14 protein-coding genes are annotated in these 15,602 nt (G+C 53.8%); 6 read left to right on the top strand and 8 right to left on the bottom strand.

Going from position 1 to position 15,602, the window contains the following annotated elements:
- Positions 1-215 (bottom strand): hypothetical protein (locus ACUHMQ_RS12400; protein WP_445295775.1); only part of this gene is annotated, 215 nt, incomplete at its 3' end.
- 460 nt (positions 216-675) lie between these two features.
- Here ACUHMQ_RS12400 and ACUHMQ_RS12395 point away from each other — a divergent pair.
- A complete protein-coding gene (locus ACUHMQ_RS12395) occupies positions 676-2,520 on the top strand; it encodes a DUF3857 domain-containing transglutaminase family protein (protein WP_445295774.1) in 1,845 nt (614 codons plus the stop codon).
- 228 nt (positions 2,521-2,748) lie between these two features.
- Here ACUHMQ_RS12395 and ACUHMQ_RS12390 read toward each other — a convergent pair whose 3' ends face one another.
- Both ACUHMQ_RS12390 and ACUHMQ_RS12385 read right to left on the bottom strand, forming a co-directional pair.
- Positions 2,749-3,234, bottom strand: a complete 486-nt coding sequence (locus ACUHMQ_RS12390) for a hypothetical protein (protein WP_445295773.1) — start codon at positions 3,232-3,234, stop codon at positions 2,749-2,751.
- Between the two features lie 164 nt (positions 3,235-3,398).
- Entirely contained in the window at positions 3,399-4,631 is a 1,233-nt protein-coding gene (locus ACUHMQ_RS12385) for an MFS transporter (RefSeq protein ID WP_445295772.1), read from the bottom strand.
- Between the two features lie 112 nt (positions 4,632-4,743).
- Between ACUHMQ_RS12385 and ACUHMQ_RS12380 the strand changes: the two genes are divergently transcribed.
- The 4 genes from ACUHMQ_RS12380 to ACUHMQ_RS12365 all read left to right on the top strand — a co-directional run bounded on the left by ACUHMQ_RS12380 (position 4,744) and on the right by ACUHMQ_RS12365 (position 9,142).
- On the top strand, positions 4,744-5,655 hold the full coding sequence (locus tag ACUHMQ_RS12380) for a LysR substrate-binding domain-containing protein (RefSeq protein ID WP_445295771.1): 912 nt from the start codon (positions 4,744-4,746) through the stop codon (positions 5,653-5,655).
- Positions 5,656-5,744: 89 nt separating this feature from the next.
- A complete protein-coding gene (locus ACUHMQ_RS12375; RefSeq protein WP_445295770.1) occupies positions 5,745-6,254 on the top strand; it encodes a DUF6630 family protein in 510 nt (169 codons plus the stop codon).
- A gap of 144 nt (positions 6,255-6,398) precedes the next feature.
- Complete coding sequence (locus ACUHMQ_RS12370; RefSeq protein ID WP_445295769.1) at positions 6,399-7,934, top strand: thioredoxin family protein; 1,536 nt, start codon at positions 6,399-6,401, stop codon at positions 7,932-7,934.
- A 209-nt stretch (positions 7,935-8,143) separates the two neighbouring features.
- On the top strand, positions 8,144-9,142 hold the full coding sequence (locus ACUHMQ_RS12365; protein ID WP_445295768.1) for a polysaccharide pyruvyl transferase family protein: 999 nt from the start codon (positions 8,144-8,146) through the stop codon (positions 9,140-9,142).
- A 165-nt stretch (positions 9,143-9,307) separates the two neighbouring features.
- Here ACUHMQ_RS12365 and ACUHMQ_RS12360 read toward each other — a convergent pair whose 3' ends face one another.
- Both ACUHMQ_RS12360 and ACUHMQ_RS12355 read right to left on the bottom strand, forming a co-directional pair.
- Positions 9,308-10,039 (bottom strand): tetratricopeptide repeat protein, encoded by a 732-nt coding sequence (locus ACUHMQ_RS12360; RefSeq protein WP_445295767.1) that lies wholly within the window; start codon positions 10,037-10,039, stop codon positions 9,308-9,310.
- A gap of 280 nt (positions 10,040-10,319) precedes the next feature.
- Positions 10,320-10,757: an STY0301 family protein gene (locus ACUHMQ_RS12355; protein WP_445295766.1), complete on the bottom strand. Its 438-nt coding sequence runs from the start codon at positions 10,755-10,757 to the stop codon at positions 10,320-10,322.
- Positions 10,758-11,006: 249 nt separating this feature from the next.
- On the opposite strand from ACUHMQ_RS12355, the gene ACUHMQ_RS12350 reads away from it, so the two are divergent.
- Positions 11,007-11,534, top strand: coding sequence for a DUF2165 family protein (locus tag ACUHMQ_RS12350; protein WP_445295765.1), 528 nt, complete (start codon positions 11,007-11,009; stop codon positions 11,532-11,534).
- Positions 11,535-11,683: 149 nt separating this feature from the next.
- Here the strand turns inward: ACUHMQ_RS12350 and ACUHMQ_RS12345 are convergent, their stop codons facing one another.
- From ACUHMQ_RS12345 to acnA, 3 genes are all read right to left on the bottom strand, one after another.
- The gene (locus ACUHMQ_RS12345; protein ID WP_445295764.1) at positions 11,684-12,007 is read right to left on the bottom strand and encodes a cupin domain-containing protein; all 324 of its coding nucleotides are present in this window, start codon (positions 12,005-12,007) and stop codon (positions 11,684-11,686) included.
- Between the two features lie 249 nt (positions 12,008-12,256).
- Positions 12,257-12,739: an SRPBCC family protein gene (locus ACUHMQ_RS12340; RefSeq protein ID WP_445295763.1), complete on the bottom strand. Its 483-nt coding sequence runs from the start codon at positions 12,737-12,739 to the stop codon at positions 12,257-12,259.
- 50 nt (positions 12,740-12,789) lie between these two features.
- The gene (gene acnA, locus ACUHMQ_RS12335) at positions 12,790-15,579 is read right to left on the bottom strand and encodes an aconitate hydratase AcnA (protein ID WP_445295762.1); all 2,790 of its coding nucleotides are present in this window, start codon (positions 15,577-15,579) and stop codon (positions 12,790-12,792) included.
- Positions 15,580-15,602 lie beyond the last annotated feature (23 nt).

The raw sequence follows: 15,602 nt of genomic DNA, 5'->3' as shown, positions 1-15,602 counted from the left end.
GTTACTAAGCTCAATCGGCTACGTGCCACCAGCAGAAGCGGAGACAGCTTATTACCGACAGCTAAACGAGCAGGCACAGTTCGCCTGTCTCTAACAACTGAGCCTCCACGAAAACCGGGGGGATTCATACCGAGCCAGGCCGTGGCGACGAGCAGGGCCAGTACCGCACTGAATGTAAGGATCAGTCGATGACCGATCTTTATACGCTTGAGCATTGGGACATCCTTCGATGGTTGTCACACCCCAGTCAAGAGTCTAGAGCTTGTTAAGCATAATTTCGCCCTATGCTTGTGATTCAGAATCTAAAGGTTTGTCTTAAGTGCTTGTTCAAAGTCTCTCGATCTGCAGTATCACAAGGTGAGGGTCGGCATTGCAGGTCCACTGTAGGCTTTGAGTAGTTGGTCAGCGTTATGTACGGGATTTACCTTGCCATGTATCTGGAACGAAGTGTGTATGGTTCTGTCACCTCTTAGAACCTGTCTACGATCTGACTGCGCAACAGCGATCAGGGCCTAACATACTGTTCGAAAGCCCCATGTACAAAAGTACATTCTGGTTTCTGTGCTGCTCTGTGTCCTGCTGATAGTTGCTCGTGATAGACCCTGAACAAGTCCTAATTGACTTGGCTATTAACAGGTTCCTGCGTTGCATTCCGTTAACAAATAAAGATTTACAATGAAAAAGTCAGTATTAGCACTCGCAATTTGTCTTCAGCCGCTGTCTTACGCTTCCGTCGCATTGGGTGATGACCCGTCGGCGTTGATCGAGAAAGCTCGGTCGCAATATCGTGTCGAGACCGATGGCAGTTATGTTTTCCGTAGTGAAGTTCAGGTATTGCTGCAAGAAAAGCGCGCATTGCAGGAAAACGGGCAGCAATACATTTATCTGAATAAGCAGCTTGATAAATTGCTTTCACTGGAAGCCTACACCTTGAAAGCAGATGGCAGAAAAGTTGTTGTCTCGGCAGATCAGATCAAAACGCAGGCTGACCCTGCATCAAGTAATGCCCCGATGTTCAATGACAGCGAATACAAGGTGATTGTGTTCCCCGATCTGGATGTGGGTGACCGCATCTATTTCAGTTACTCACTGCAAAGCCAGCCTATGTTCCCTGGGTATTTTGGGGGGACCAATCTACCGGCATTCCATCCTTATAAAGAATCGACCATTGAATACGACTTACCTGAGAGCTTGTCTTTCAAGGCAGAGGTGAAAGGTTATGCCGCGTTGCCTACGAAAGCGGAACCTGGCCGGAAAATGTATGCATGGCGTTATGAGGCTGAGCCGAAGGACCGTATTGAGTCGGGGTCGGTTGCCTATGTCGATTATGGGCATAGGCTGCAAACCAGCACATTCAAGGACTACGCCGAGCTAGCCAAGGCTTATGAACAAGGTGCGCGGGACAAGGCTGCATCCACACCCAAGATCACTGCCTTGGCGCAGGAATTGACACATGGGGTAACAGATGACCGTAGCAAGGCGCTGATTCTGTCCAACTGGGTACGTAAAAATATCCGCTACGTTGCTATTTATCTGGGGCGTGGCGGGGTAGTGCCCCATGCTGCCGAAGACGTGCTTAATAATCGGTACGGTGATTGTAAAGACCACACCACCTTGCTGGAAGCGATGCTGGCTGCGGTGAACATCGATAGTAGTACTGCGCTTGTTAATCTGGGCAACAGCTACCGCTTACCGGAAGTCCCCGTAGCGTCGGCATTTGACCATGCCATCACATATATCCCATCGCTTGATCTGTATGTCGACTCGACCGCTGAGGCACTGGAGGCGGGTTTTCTTAGCCCTGCCTTGGAAGGCAAACCGGCGTTGTTGACCCGTAGCGGCCAAATCGCACATCTACCTTTGGTTCAGCAGGACGAAACCCATTACAAGATGAATGTCGTGGTCAAGGAGGATGGCACTGCCGATATCAAAGGATCAAAAGAGGTGATCGGGCTCTATGCGGAGGTGGACCGCCATAATTTCCTTAACACGCCGGAAACCGACCGTAACCAGATGATAGAGAATCTGTTGTTGCAAAGCGGATTGAAAGGCAAGGGGCAATACGCATTGAACCCGGCGATGAGTAAATGGGACAGGCAGGGTACGAACTACGACGCAAAAGTAGAAAATTTCGCAGCATTCCCTGGCATGGTTGGTTTATCGGCCAGCAGTACCTTGACGGGGGGTATATCCGGCGCCATCGCAGGCTTGATATCCGAGTCAGCTCGTACGCAGCCCTTTCTTTGCGCTTCATTCAGCGTGGATGAAGAAGCGAACTATGTTTTCCCAAAGGGGACCAAGGTTGTCTCGCTCCCCAAACCTGTGAAGTTGAAAAACCGCTATTTCGACTATGACGCAAGTTACAGGTTGAAGAATCGGGAGATAAAGATAACCCGGGCATTGAAAGTAAAATCGACTGGGCAGGTTGTTTGTAACCCTGCTGATTTCAAAGCAATGTTGCCGTCGGTACAAACCATGCTGCGAGATATCAAAAGCCAGATTGTTGTGGAAGGTAAGTGAGCCGGGTTTGGGTTCGGTTTTATAAACACCGTCCACAAGTTCATTAGCAGGCTCAAGAACTAGGTCGTTTATCTGGTTTTGGCGCGGTGGATAAAATCAGCAAAGTGGCTAGCAAGGCTTACCGACCCAGGTGTACGTGGGGAAGGTGCGTGTGCGTAAGAACCTGCTCAAAGTCTCGCCCTGGCTCGCGAGACATTGAACAGGTTCTAACATACCAGAGGGGTTTTGTTAGCCGCGTTTAGAAGACCACAACCTGCAATATTCCTGTTTGCCAGTCAGGCTTTCGCCAGCCTGATTGTTGGCATCCAGCAGTTTCACCCAGCCGTCAGGGTGTTGGCTGTTAGGCGTTTCTCCGCAATTGGTGTGTACCCAATGGATGCCGCCTGGAAAACGCAATCCACAAAGCCCCAGTCGTGTTCCAACTGAAATACTGGCCAGCGAGGTGGGTACCGATTCACCGGCAGAGTCGTACCCAGCTGCAAAGACATTGTCTATTGCAACTTCATAGGTTTTTCCATCCTGCTCGGCATTTAGTTGGAGATGGGTATGAGAGAGCTCTACGCCGTTGAGGTAGCTGCCTGGTTTAAATGTGGGGCCCTTAACAACGGTGCCGCTCAAAAATGTGCCTGCTGCCTTGGTGCAATCCTCAAGATTGCCGGCAGTGGTGAAGACGGACATAACAGCAAATAGGGGCACGAGCAGCTTGCGTTGCATGATCAACCTTTCAGAAAGGTGAAGACTTCATAGCTACTTAGTACTGGCTGGACGTGTACAAGTTCGAGATGTCCTGTCTGGCTGTGACGATGTTGTGCCGTTGCTGGTTCAATGAGTTGCTGGCAGCGGCTAGGAACCTGTTCCCGACGAAAAATTATGGGGTGTCAGCTTGATAACGGTACGAGCTTACGAAGCCGCAAAGTGATGCCGAGGCACACCAGCATGATCAGCAGCAGGAAGCCGACGACACCGGGCCATGCGGCTACTTCCCAAACCAGTCCACTCAGCCAGCCTAATACGCTGCCGCCCAGGTAGTAAGCAGTCAGGTAGATGGCAGAAGCCAAAGCTCTTGCCCGTAAGGCGCGTCGGCCTACCCAGCTGCTGGCGACGGCATGAGCGCCAAAGAAGCCCAGTGTACAGACGGCTAGACCCAGGATGACAAGGGGCAGCCAGTTGGCCAATGTAAGCAGTAAGCCCGCCTCCATCGCCCCTACTAGTACCCAAAGTACATTACGTCTGCCAAGCTGGTCAGCCAGCCGGCCTGCCCAGGCGGATGCACCCATGCCGAGGATGTAGAGCGAGAAGACCAGCCCGAGCTGGCCGGGAGTGAGGTTGAATGGTGCGTCGTGCAACCGGTAGCTCAGATAGTTGTAGATGCTGACGAATGCCCCCATGAAGAGGAAAGGCGTGGCAAATAACCAGGGCAGGCCTTTGTCACGGAAATGAAGTTTTGTGTCTTGCCACACCTCAGCCAAGCTGATGTTGGTGGGTTGGAAATGCTGCGATGGCGGTAGATTGCGCCAGAACAGCCATGCGCAGATGGCACCTATGCTGCCGATGGCCAGGGTGGCGGCTTGCCAGGAATACCACTCGGTTAACAGGGCGGCCAGAAAACGCCCCAGCATACCGCCCAGCGCATTGCCAGCGATATATAGGCCCATTATCCGCCCGAGGCCGCTGGGTTCCATTTCTTCGCTCAGATAAGCCATGGCTACAGCCGGTAAACCAGCCAGTACCAGTCCCAAGAGGCCACGCAGTAGCAACAGGCTGCTGAAGTCGGGGGCAAGGGCGCAAGCCAGCATCAATGCAGCACCTAGCGCCAGCGAGAAGGCCATGACGGGTTTACGCCCCAGCCTGTCGGCCAGCAGGCTTGCCGGAATCAGCCCTAATGCCAGTGTGCCGGTGGTGACGGACAGCACACCACTGGCATCAGCCGCAGTTACGCCAAACGCATGTGAGAACTGCGGCATCAGGGGTTGCAGGCTGTAGACGATCGTGAACGTACCGTAACCACCCGCAAAGACCCCCAACGCGGTACGTCGGTAAGCAGGACTGTCGGTGGTCAGACGGGTGGGTACTTGAGGGAGAGCGGGGGAGGCAAGCGCAGAACTGGACATGTCGGAACTCGGCGTATATCGCAACCAGTGCGAGATGTGCTCATGCTAGGGCTGGCGATATCTGTGAGTCCAATATATGTTTCTGGTTGAATTAATACTTTGAAAGTATCAAATGGAGCTGCGACATCTACGCTATTTCGTTGCGGTGGCAGAAGAGCTGCATTTCACCAGGGCGGCAGAGCGCTTGCATATCGGCCAGCCACCACTTAGCCAGCAGATTCGTGCGTTGGAAGATGAGATAGGGGCGGTGCTGTTCGAGCGGAGCAAGCGACGGGTGGCGCTGACCGAGGCAGGTCAGCTGTTTCTGGACAGGGCCAAACGCATCCTGGCCGATGCTGAATCAGCTGCCGAGCAGGCACGGCGTGTGGCGCAGGGTGAGGAAGGGCAACTACGCGTGGGGTTTACCTCGTCGCTGCCCTTTACCAGTCTGTTACCTGGGGTATTACATGACTTCCGCGCGGGTTGGCCGGATGTGAAGTTGCAGTTGCGAGAGTTGTTTACTGCAGAGCAATTCACTGCCTTGCTTGCAAATGAGCTGGATATTGGTTTTGTCCGCTTTGCCGGGCATGTGTTGCCTGACGGTATCGATATGGATGAAGTTCATCGTGACCCCATGCGACTTGTGATTTCCACCCAACACCCTTTGGCTGCCGAGCAAGCGGTGTGGGTGAAGCAGTTGCGTGACGAGGGATTCATTACCTATCCCAAAGATGCAGGAACCGGCTTGCCGACTTCGGTATGGCAGCTCTGTGCTCAAGCAGGTTTCACCCCCAGGGTAGTACAGGAAGCGGGAGAGGCGACAACGCAGATCGGCTTGGTGGCTGCAGGCGTTGGTATTGCCATACAGCCCTCGCCGCTTGAGTGCGTGCGGATGGAAGGGGTGGATTACCTCCCCTTGTTGGACGATGGGGCACATCTGTCATTGGCGATTGCCACCCGAAGTGGGGAACAATCGAAACAGATCGCCAATTTTCGCGCGGTACTGGCTGCCTGGTTGGCGCGTAAGCGTATGGTGGTGGGTTAGGGCCAGTACAATAGCGACTAAGAACTTGTTCAAGGTCTGCTGCAGTGCATTGAGTGCGCTGATCTATCCATGATTGAAGGTATTTAAGTATGCAAGACGAACCTATCCAGGTGTGGGCCGAACAGGCCCGCCATCTGTTTGATTTGATCAACCCGGATAATCCAGAAAGAGCAGAAGCCCAGCACGAAGAATTTCTGGAGGAGCTGGCACAGAAGGAAGAGGACGAAATTGTCAGTACTGTCGAGTTGATGTGGTTGGTCAAGGATGTGATCGATGGTGAGTCGGGCTTTTTTGTCAGCTGGCGGGGCAAGCAGGAGTTCATCGAGGCGATGAGTAATATCCTGCCCGACCCGAACATACATATCGACTGGGGTACTGACGATGTGGAAGACGAGGAATTTCTACAGCGCGTGACTGTGCCGGAATTATTGCGTCGGGCCTATGTTTCCCTGCTGGATGAGGGCTATATGTTGTGGTGCTGGAATACAGAGACCGATAGCTATGTCGGCTGGATCAGCCATGCGGTTGCGGAAAGCGATCTGACTGAGGTTTGTTACGGATTGGGCATTGATGTGCGTACCGCAGAACAAGCTGTTTAGTCTGTCACTCTTCACCTGATTATTGGCGACAGATTGGGTTGGTGTTACGGGAAGAGTGTTGCTTACAGCGCAAAAAGCCGGGTTGTGCTTTATTTCAAATTGGGATGGAGGTAGGATTTTTCCATTCCATTTGGTTCTAAAATCATGAAGCCAATCCTTCTTGCTGCAGCGTTGTTTGTTATCGGCCCGGTACTGGCGAGTACCAACACTCCATCAAGTGAACCTGCTGCTGCAGGTATTGCCTGGCAACGTGGTGATGTAGATGCGGCATTTGCGCAGGCTCGTGCGAGTAATAAGCCGCTTTTTCTCTATTGGGGAGCCAATTGGTGCCCGCCTTGCAATCAGGTCAAGGCAACCATTTTCAACCGGCAGGAATTCATTGAGCGTTCGCGTGCGTTTATCCCGGTATATATCGATGGCGATAGCCCTGGCGCACAAAAGCTGGGTACCCAATTCAAGGTACGCGGCTATCCCACGATGATCCTGTTCAAGCCAGATGGTACCGAGCTTACCCGTTTGCCGGGCGAGGTGGATGCCGAGCGCTATCTGCAAACCCTGGCCTTGGGCCTGAGCGCCGCTCGCCCGGTGAAAGCTACGCTGAATGCCGCATTGAAGGAAGGTAAGCAGCTAACCCCTGAAGAGTGGCAGCTGTTGGCGGATTACTCCTGGGATACCGATGAAGCGCAGCTGGTGCCGGATGATCAGCTGGCAGTCACGTTGCAGAAGCTGGCCCGCTTGGTGCCAGCTACCCAGGCGGATGTGGCTGCTCGCTTGCAACTCAAGGCGCTGGTGGCTGCTGCAACAGGCGGAAACAACCCCGGCTTTGACAAAGCTGCAGAAGTGAAAACAGTACGCCATGTGCTGGCCGATCCTCGCTTGGCGCGCGCCAATTTTGATGTCCTGGTGAACTATGCTGGCGACGCGGTGGCACTGCTTACCGAAGCAAAGTCGGAAGATCGCTCTGCGCTGGCGGCAGCATGGCACCAGAGCCTGGAAACGCTGGCGCTCGACGGTAGTTTGTCGACGGCAGATCGTCTTGGCGCAGTGGCTGCACAGGTGGCGTTGGCGAAGTTGATCACCACTGGTGATCTGCCCGTATCCCTGCTCAAACAAGTGCGTGATCGAGTAGGTGAGGCGGACAAATCAACGACCGATGGTTACGAGCGTCAGTCGGTGATCAGCACTGCGGCTCATACCTTGACGGAAGCCGGTCTGATTGGAGAGTCGGATGCGCTCCTCCAGGCAGAACTCAAGCGTTCCCACTCGCCGTATTACTTCATGCTTTCGTTGGCGGCCAATGCCAAGAAGCGTGGCGATAAAGCCGGTGCGCTGAATTGGTATGAGCAAGCCTATGCCAAGTCTGAAGGGCCAGCTACACGCTTACAGTGGGGTAGTACGTATGTGGCGGCATTGGTTGAGCTCGCACCGCAAGATGAGACGCGTATTGGCAAAGCTGCGCACACCGTGTTCGCCGAGGTGGCTGATACGCAAAACGCTTTTTATGAAAGAAACCGTCGTTCCCTGGAGAAGATTGTCGCCAAGTTGGCCGAATGGAATAAGGCCAAGCAACATGATGTCGTTGTGAAAAAGGCGCTGAGCCAGTTGCAAGATATCTGCACAAAACTGCCCGAGAATGACGCACAGAGGCCGGTTTGCCGTGGTTTGCTGAAATCAGCTTGATTGAAGTGACCCATTGCTTGATAGGTTTGCCATCTGTCGGGCCCGATTAAAAGTGTGTTAACAAATCTAATCTAGCGATTTAGTCTGAGGCTATAAGCATGGGTCTATGCCTGCCCGCAGTTGGCAGGCTGATGGGTCTGTAGCGATAACATAGGCAAGGAGGTGTGGTAGGGGTCTTACGAGCTTATCTGCTCGGAATGGATGCCAATATGCTGCCAACGCTCCCCCCGACGCGTGAACCCCTGCGCGTCGCGTCTATCGGTTACTTCAATCGCTTCAATTACGGTGATGAGCTCCTTCAACAGTCGATTGCACGGCTGTTCATGCATCATGCGATCAACTTTCTTGGCTGGATGCCCAGCTATCATGCGCTCAATGAGTCGGATCTGGTATTGGTCGGGGGCGGCAGCATCTGGCCCGATTCGGCTTTCTTCACCCGCCACGAAACCCTGTTTGCCCATCTCAATGTGCCGTTTTGCGTAATCGGTATTTCCGCGCGCGGCGATAGTCCTGAGATTCGGAACCGTACCAAGCGGTTGGTGGACCGGGCTACTTTCTTCCATGTGCGCGATCAGGAAACCCTGGAAGTGCTACCGCAAAAGCCGGGTATCCGCGCCGGGGCTGATCTGAGTTGGTGGAACGATGATATCCCGCAGTATCCTGCCCTGAACGATGGTCTCGGACCGATTGCGCTGAACCTGCGTGAATGGAAGCGCACCGATTGGTCACCGACCAAGTTGGTCGAGGCTTGCCGCGAGACGGGCAGCCAGGTTTTGCCGATGCCCATGTTTTTTGGCTCACCCGTGCATGATTCAGCCATCGAGCATAACGACACGATGTTACTGGAGGAGCTGGGCTTGCCTGACCCGCGGCCCTATTGGCGTGATGAGGTCTTGTCCGCTGCGGCCATTGTGGTATCCATGCGTTTTCATGGCCTTTTGCTGGGAATTCGGTCCTGTCGGCCTGTTATCGGCTTCGACTACCATCCCAAGATCCGCAGCCTGTTTGCTTCGCTGGGGATGAGCGAGTTTTGCCTTCCTTTGAACGAACCGGCAAAGTTGACTGAAGCGATAGAGAAGATTCGAGATGACTACGATAACGTGGTCGCACGGGTGTCAGCTATTCGCAATGCGCTGTTTGAAACGGGCCAAGCAGATAGGAATGCATTTTTGGAGGCACTCAAGCAACGGTTCAGCGACCGTTTTTAAGAACCTGCTCAAAGTCTGCTGCGCGTCGGCAATACGGTGTTGAGAACAGCCTCAGAATGCTCACTTACCCATCGTAAACCCCGCTTCCTCGGCTGTTTTCGCCTTATCTTGCTTTAGCTCGCGATACTTTGAATAGGTTCTAAGATGTAGCCAATTCAGACTTGGTTAGCTATCCACACTCAGCTGGGTACGAAGGACTGCACGAACGGCACTTTGGCCGATGTTGTCGAGATAAGGCAGCATCTCGCTATACCAGATGACGGCTTGGCTCGACGCGAGCGAAGCCGAAACCACGGGCCAGCTTTGGGTAAGAAAAGTGTTGAAATCCGGCAGGCCGCGTAGCGCCAGATAAGCAGGGTCGGTGTTATTCAGTGGCAGATAGACACTTTTCATCCAGTCCAGGTGAGGTAAAGCCTGCGTAAATTGCTTCTGTTCACTTAAGGCATTTACATATCGCGAGCGAATCAACATGGGTGACAGCACCTTGCGCCGCTCGTTGATTTCCAGGGTCTTAATAATCCAAGCTTCCCCACGTTTCGCATCTCCGGACATGACAGCTGTTACGGCAAGTTGTAATGCATGCTGTGCCGTAGGTGAGAGTTCAAATAGCTTTTGTGTGAAGGTGTAAGCGTCTGGCCACTGCTTTAGTTCGGTTGCTGACAGCGCACAAATCTGTAAGGCATCGAGCCGCACGGCTTTATCGTCGGCTTGCATAAGCGGCGCTGCTTTGGTCAGGGCGGTGGCAAAGTCTTCTAAGGACAGCGCAGTACGGGCGGCGCCAAGCTCGGTTTGATCGGGCGACGAAGCATTTGTATCGGATGCCCCGGGTGGTGTGACTTCTATAACAGCAGGGGCAGTATCTGCGGCCCGACCAAAGAGTTTGGAGAAGAATCCCATCACATCCTGCAATCAAGCGAGGTAGGTTGAATGACTAAGCCCTGATCACGGCTGCGCAGTAAGATCATGAACAGGTTCTGAGACCACTAACCGTGCCCACTGCTGATACCGTAGTAGCAGCCAATCGGCTTGGCGACTACCTCGGTACTGAAATGCAGGCAAGATTGTGGGGAGGGTAGCGAGGAGGAAACGGGGAGCAGAACCAGTTCAAGGTTCAGTGAGCAAGCGCATGCCGAGCGCTTTTGTGATTATCGTATTGCTCACCCCCTAACAGATGTTGCTATTCACACCAGGCACGAGTAACCGTCTGCCCATCGTTGTACTGAATACGGCACTGCTTAAGCCCGGCTGGCAGTGGCTTTGATAATTCGAAAACGGTGTTGTGGTAACTGCAAATAAACCAATCTTCTTCGGACTTGGAAAAGGACCAGATATTGATCAGATGCCGGTTCTTTTTTGAATAAGTTGTTTTTTCAGGGGCCAGTATGGCTCTATCTTTAGGGTGGCCGGAGGAGAAACCCGTCACGTTACCCCGATGTTTACTGGTAGATGCAGGGGGAGTATCCAGCTGAGTTGGCGAAGATGTTGAAATATCCCAACCACCCGGTGGGGAAATGATTTCCTGTTTTGTTTCTATCTCTGCGGGACAGGAAAGCTCAATGGTTTTCGCTGTAACGGTGGTCGAGATAGCAATTGTCAGGGCGAGAAATGTACGCATAGCAGGGTTCGCAAATAAGATAAATTAAGAGACGGAGTGTATTACTGGAAAGAAGAGTAGGTGTATCTGATTACAGCACACCGCAGTCTTAGGGAAAGTTTGGATAGGGTTACCACTTGGTGGCGGGATGATTATTGCCCTGTACTATAGAGGGTAAGATATGTGTTGAAGTTTTTGTGAGCACATTGTCGGTCGATTGAATAAATGATCGATTCTTCTCAACCCACTGATATGCAGTAGATAATAAAGATGGCCAACAATCAACAATTCATCCAGATCCAGCGCGTCACCAAGGGTATTCTGGCATTATCGATTGGTCTGTTCGGCCTGTTGGTAGCAAGCGGCAATATGCTTGACTTCAACTCAAACTGGCAGTTTGTTCAGCATGTATTGGCTATGGACAGCATGGAGCCCTGGTTCTCCAGCTCTGTCATGAAGGCGCGCTCGATTACTGATTCAACCATTCAGCATGCTTTTTATATTGCAATTATTTGTGGCGAAATGACATTTGGCTTGCTTTGTACATTGGGCGGCGGTTGGATATTAATCAGCGCCGGGAAAGCAAAAACAAATCTGTTATTGCGTGGCAAGAGCCTTTTTACACTGGGTTGCCTTGTGGCCATTCTGGTTTGGTATACCGGCTTTGCGGTAATAGGCGGTGAGTATTTTGCAATGTGGGCCAATACCTGGAATGGCCAGATGAAAGCCTATGCATTCGTCGGCTTTATTTTGCTTAGCCTGATGTATATTTCACAGCCTGAACGTAGTGCTGAATAAAAATATTCTGTTTGGTGCAAGCAATATTCTTTGATCGAATTCGTTGCTAAATAAACGAGCTCCTGCAAATACTATACCGATCGGTGTTCGGTACCTGCACCCGGTGTCAGAAAGATAAGGGTGCAGGTAACTTGTGCGCGGGCTGTATGCTAAACGCCGCTAGGCACCATTGCATAGTCACCTGGGGAGCTGAGCGACAGGGTCTGTTCCCCGTCCGGTAGATCAAGTACCAACTCCGCTGCGCCTGAAAGCAGCATCCCGACTTCGTCCCCTGCGGGGTGACGCTCCCACACCGGCCAAGGTTCAGCAAAGGTGTGGGCCGACATAAGCCGGCCTTCCTCCAGCTGTGGATATGCGCCACCCGCTAGCTCTTGCCAGAACGTAGGGGTGATTGGAAGCAGATCAGCTTTGCCACCATCCTGCACATGCAGGAAGGTATGCAGAATGTGATGTGGTGACGAATTGTTGTCCATGCTCTCATCATGGGTTCATGTTCAACGCCTGCTATGCCTCAGCAATATGGTGTTGAAACACCCTTGGAATGCTCATCTACCACTCGTAAACTCTGATTTCGTTCTTAAGAACCTGCCACGATCCGTCTCGAGCAGCCGTCAGCAGGGTGCAGAGCAGCGCAGGAATCGGAATGTACTTGGGTACATGAGGATTCCAAGCAGCACATAAGCCCTGATTACGGTTGCGCAGTAGGATCATGAATGGGCTTCTCACATTTTTTCAACCAGTGCCGCAAGCTGATCCGCACACTGCCCCCACCCTTGGTGAAACCCCATTTCCTCATGCTTCTTGCGGTCTGCCACCGACCAGTGAGTCACCCGTGCCGTGTATTTGGTCTGGCCGGCGAAATCCTCGAAGGTAATGGTTGCTGTCATGAAAGGCTTTTCTGATGGCTCCCAGGCCTTGGTATAGGCATCAGTAAAGACGAGGCGCTCGTTCTTGACGACTTCAAGGTAGACCCCGGGGTTGGGCAGGTCAGCGCCTTCCGGGCTGCGCATGATGACCAGGCAAGACCCACCCGGACGTACATTGAGCTGCGCCACCGGAGTGGTGTAGGGCAGGGGGGCGAACCATTTCTTCAGCAGCTCGGGGTCGGTCCAGGCACGGAACAATTTGTCGCGTGGCGCGTTGATCAGGCGGCTTAATACCAGTTCGCGGTCGGAAATTTGTTCAGGATGCGGTGTAGTGGACATAGGTATCTCCTCTGGATTAATTCGTTCTGACTTTTGCGCCAGGGGCTTTGTCAGGCCTTGGCCATCAATTCACGCAGCACAAAGGGTAGGATGCCGCCATGTCGGTAGTAGTCCACCTCGATGGGCGTATCGATACGGCACAGGACGGCTACATCCTGTTGGCTGCCATCGGCACCAGTGATACGCAAGGTCAGGTCCTGCTGGGGTTTGAGATTGGCATCTACGCCGATGATGTCAAAAGTCTCGTCCCCTTTAAGCCCCAGTTTCTCGTGGCTGGCATCGCCTTTGAACTGCAGCGGCAGCACCCCCATACCAACAAGGTTGGAGCGATGAATACGCTCGAAACTGCGTGCCGCCACTGCCTTGATACCTAACAGCTGGGTGCCTTTGGCGGCCCAGTCACGGCTGGAGCCGGTACCATATTCTTCACCGGCGAAGACGATGGTAGGCGTGCCCTTGGCAATATAGGCCTGAGCGGCGTCGTAAACCGAAGTCTGTACGCCATCCAGTAGCGTATAGCCACCTTCCTGGCGGCTGCCATCGGCCTTGGGCGGCAGCATCAGGTTCTTCACCCGTACGTTGGCAAACGTGCCACGGATCATGATGTCGTGATTGCCTCGGCGGCTGCCGTAGCTGTTGAAGTCCACCTTCTGCACCCCGTGTTCAAGCAGATAACGCCCGGCAGGCGTAGTTTCCTTGAAGGAACCGGCTGGTGAAATATGGTCGGTGGTTACTGAATCACCCAGCATCAGCAGGGCACGCGCGCCGCGTATTTCATTGATCTGCCCCGGCTGCATGCTGAAGCCGTCAAAGAAAGGAGGCTGGGCGATATAGGTCGAGGTAGGCCAGGTGTAGACCTGCCCGGTGGGTGCAGGAATGGCATTCCACAAGTCGTGGTCTCGCGTGAAATCGCCATAGAGTCGGCGGAATACTTCCGGATTCATGGCGTAGTGCATCAGCGCGGCGATTTCCTCGCTGCTCGGCCAGATATCGCGCAAGAAGACCGGTTTGCCATCACTGTCGTTGCCCAATGGGTCGGTTTCTAGATTGATATTTGCCCGGCCTGCCAGTGCAAAAGCCACTACCAGCGGTGGGCTGGCGAGAAAGTTGGCTTTGATGTTGGGGTGGATGCGCGCTTCGAAGTTACGGTTACCGCTCAATACGGCCGCGGCAATCAGATCGTTGTCCACGATGGCTTCGTTGAATTCGGGAGCCAGGTCGCCGGCGTTACCGATGCAAGTGGTACAGCCATAGGCGGCGATATTGAACCCAAGTTTGTCGAGGTAGGGCTGCAGACCGGTCTCTTTGAGGTATTCCGTCACAACGCGTGAACCGGGCCCGAAGCTGGTCTTGACGCGCGGATGTACGCTCAGGCCTTTCTCCACCGCTTTTTTCGCCAACAAGCCGGCGGCCAGCAGTACGCCAGGGTTGGAGGTGTTGGTACAGCTGGTGATGGCGGCAATCAAGACGTCACCATGGCCGATATCGATGTTGTCGGCTTTGGCGGCAGCGGTGGGTTTGTCCACCATCTCGACCATATTGCGCACGGGTGCGGTTGGCCGTTGTGCTTGAGTATTGGGACTATGCTGGGTCGACACCCGCTTACCGAGCTCCGCCGGCTGCTTGCCGAACCCGTTTTCACTGATCGGCCGACTGAACAGACTGTTGAAGCTACTGGCCATCTCTGGCAAGGCGATACGGTCCTGCGGGCGCTTGGGGCCTGCCAGGCTGGGAACGATGGTGGCAAGGTCCAATGCGAGCGTCTTGGTATATTGAATATCGCCTGCCTTGGGCATGCCAAACAAACCTTGAGCCTTGAAATAAGCTTCGAAGGCTTCGACTTCAGCATTCAGCCGGCCTGTACCGAGCAAGTAGGCCACGGTTTTTTCATCGACCGGGAAGAAACCCATGGTTGCGCCGTATTCCGGCGCCATGTTGCCGATGGTGGCGCGGTCTACCACGCTAAGGCTGGCGGCGCCTTCGCCAAAGAATTCCACGAACTTGCCTACGACTTTCTCGCGTCGCAGCATCTCGGTGATGGTCAGTACCAGGTCGGTGGCGGTGATGCCATCGCGCAGCTTGCCTTTGAGTTCCACACCGACGACATCCGGTGTCAGGAAATACACGGGCTGGCCCAGCATGCCGGCTTCCGCTTCGATGCCACCCACGCCCCAACCGACTACCCCCACGCCATTGATCATGGTGGTGTGGCTGTCGGTGCCGACCAGGGTATCGGGGAACACCATGCCGTCGCGAATCTGTACACCACGGAAGAGGTACTCGAGGTTGACCTGATGGACGATGCCGATGCCCGGTGGCACTACCTTGAAGGTATCGAAGGCCTGCATACCCCATTTCATGAACTGATAGCGTTCGCTATTGCGCTGGAATTCCAGTTCCATGTTCAGGCGCAGGGCGTCGGCCGTGCCATAGTGGTCAATCATCACCGAGTGGTCCACGACAAGGTCGACCGGCACCAGGGGCTCGATGGTCTTCGGATTCTTACCGAGTTTGGCGGCGACATTGCGCATGGCTGCAAGGTCGGCCAGCAGCGGTACGCCGGTAAAGTCCTGCAATACGACGCGGGCAACCACGAAGGGAATCTCATCGACGCGCGCAGCTGTAGCGCCCCAGTTGGCGAGCTGGCGGATATGTTCCTCGCTGACCTTTTTGTCGTCGCAGTTGCGCAACACCGATTCAAGCACGAGCCTGATCGACACCGGTAGTTTGCTGACCGGGCCGACATTGGCTGACTCCAGCGCGGGCAGGCTGTAGTACTGCAGCGTGTCGCCGGAGGTCAGGGATAGGGTCTTGAGGGTGTTGAACAAATTATGCGGCATTGTTGATCTCCAATTGTCTGACT

This window comes from Chitinimonas violaceus (assembly GCF_052601015.1).
The sequence above is the reverse complement of the archived record's forward strand: the minus strand, read 5'-3'. Positions and strand labels throughout refer to the sequence as shown.

Coding starts and splice junctions, on each gene's coding strand:
- ACUHMQ_RS12395 (WP_445295774.1), top strand. CDS start 676: ATGAAAAAGTCAGTATTAGCACTCGCAATTTGTCTTCAGCCGCTGTCT.
- ACUHMQ_RS12390 (WP_445295773.1), bottom strand. CDS start 3,234: ATGCAACGCAAGCTGCTCGTGCCCCTATTTGCTGTTATGTCCGTCTTC.
- ACUHMQ_RS12385 (WP_445295772.1), bottom strand. CDS start 4,631: ATGTCCAGTTCTGCGCTTGCCTCCCCCGCTCTCCCTCAAGTACCCACC.
- ACUHMQ_RS12380 (WP_445295771.1), top strand. CDS start 4,744: ATGGAGCTGCGACATCTACGCTATTTCGTTGCGGTGGCAGAAGAGCTG.
- ACUHMQ_RS12375 (WP_445295770.1), top strand. CDS start 5,745: ATGCAAGACGAACCTATCCAGGTGTGGGCCGAACAGGCCCGCCATCTG.
- ACUHMQ_RS12370 (WP_445295769.1), top strand. CDS start 6,399: ATGAAGCCAATCCTTCTTGCTGCAGCGTTGTTTGTTATCGGCCCGGTA.
- ACUHMQ_RS12365 (WP_445295768.1), top strand. CDS start 8,144: ATGCTGCCAACGCTCCCCCCGACGCGTGAACCCCTGCGCGTCGCGTCT.
- ACUHMQ_RS12360 (WP_445295767.1), bottom strand. CDS start 10,039: ATGGGATTCTTCTCCAAACTCTTTGGTCGGGCCGCAGATACTGCCCCT.
- ACUHMQ_RS12355 (WP_445295766.1), bottom strand. CDS start 10,757: ATGCGTACATTTCTCGCCCTGACAATTGCTATCTCGACCACCGTTACA.
- ACUHMQ_RS12350 (WP_445295765.1), top strand. CDS start 11,007: ATGGCCAACAATCAACAATTCATCCAGATCCAGCGCGTCACCAAGGGT.
- ACUHMQ_RS12345 (WP_445295764.1), bottom strand. CDS start 12,007: ATGGACAACAATTCGTCACCACATCACATTCTGCATACCTTCCTGCAT.
- ACUHMQ_RS12340 (WP_445295763.1), bottom strand. CDS start 12,739: ATGTCCACTACACCGCATCCTGAACAAATTTCCGACCGCGAACTGGTA.
- acnA (WP_445295762.1), bottom strand. CDS start 15,579: ATGCCGCATAATTTGTTCAACACCCTCAAGACCCTATCCCTGACCTCC.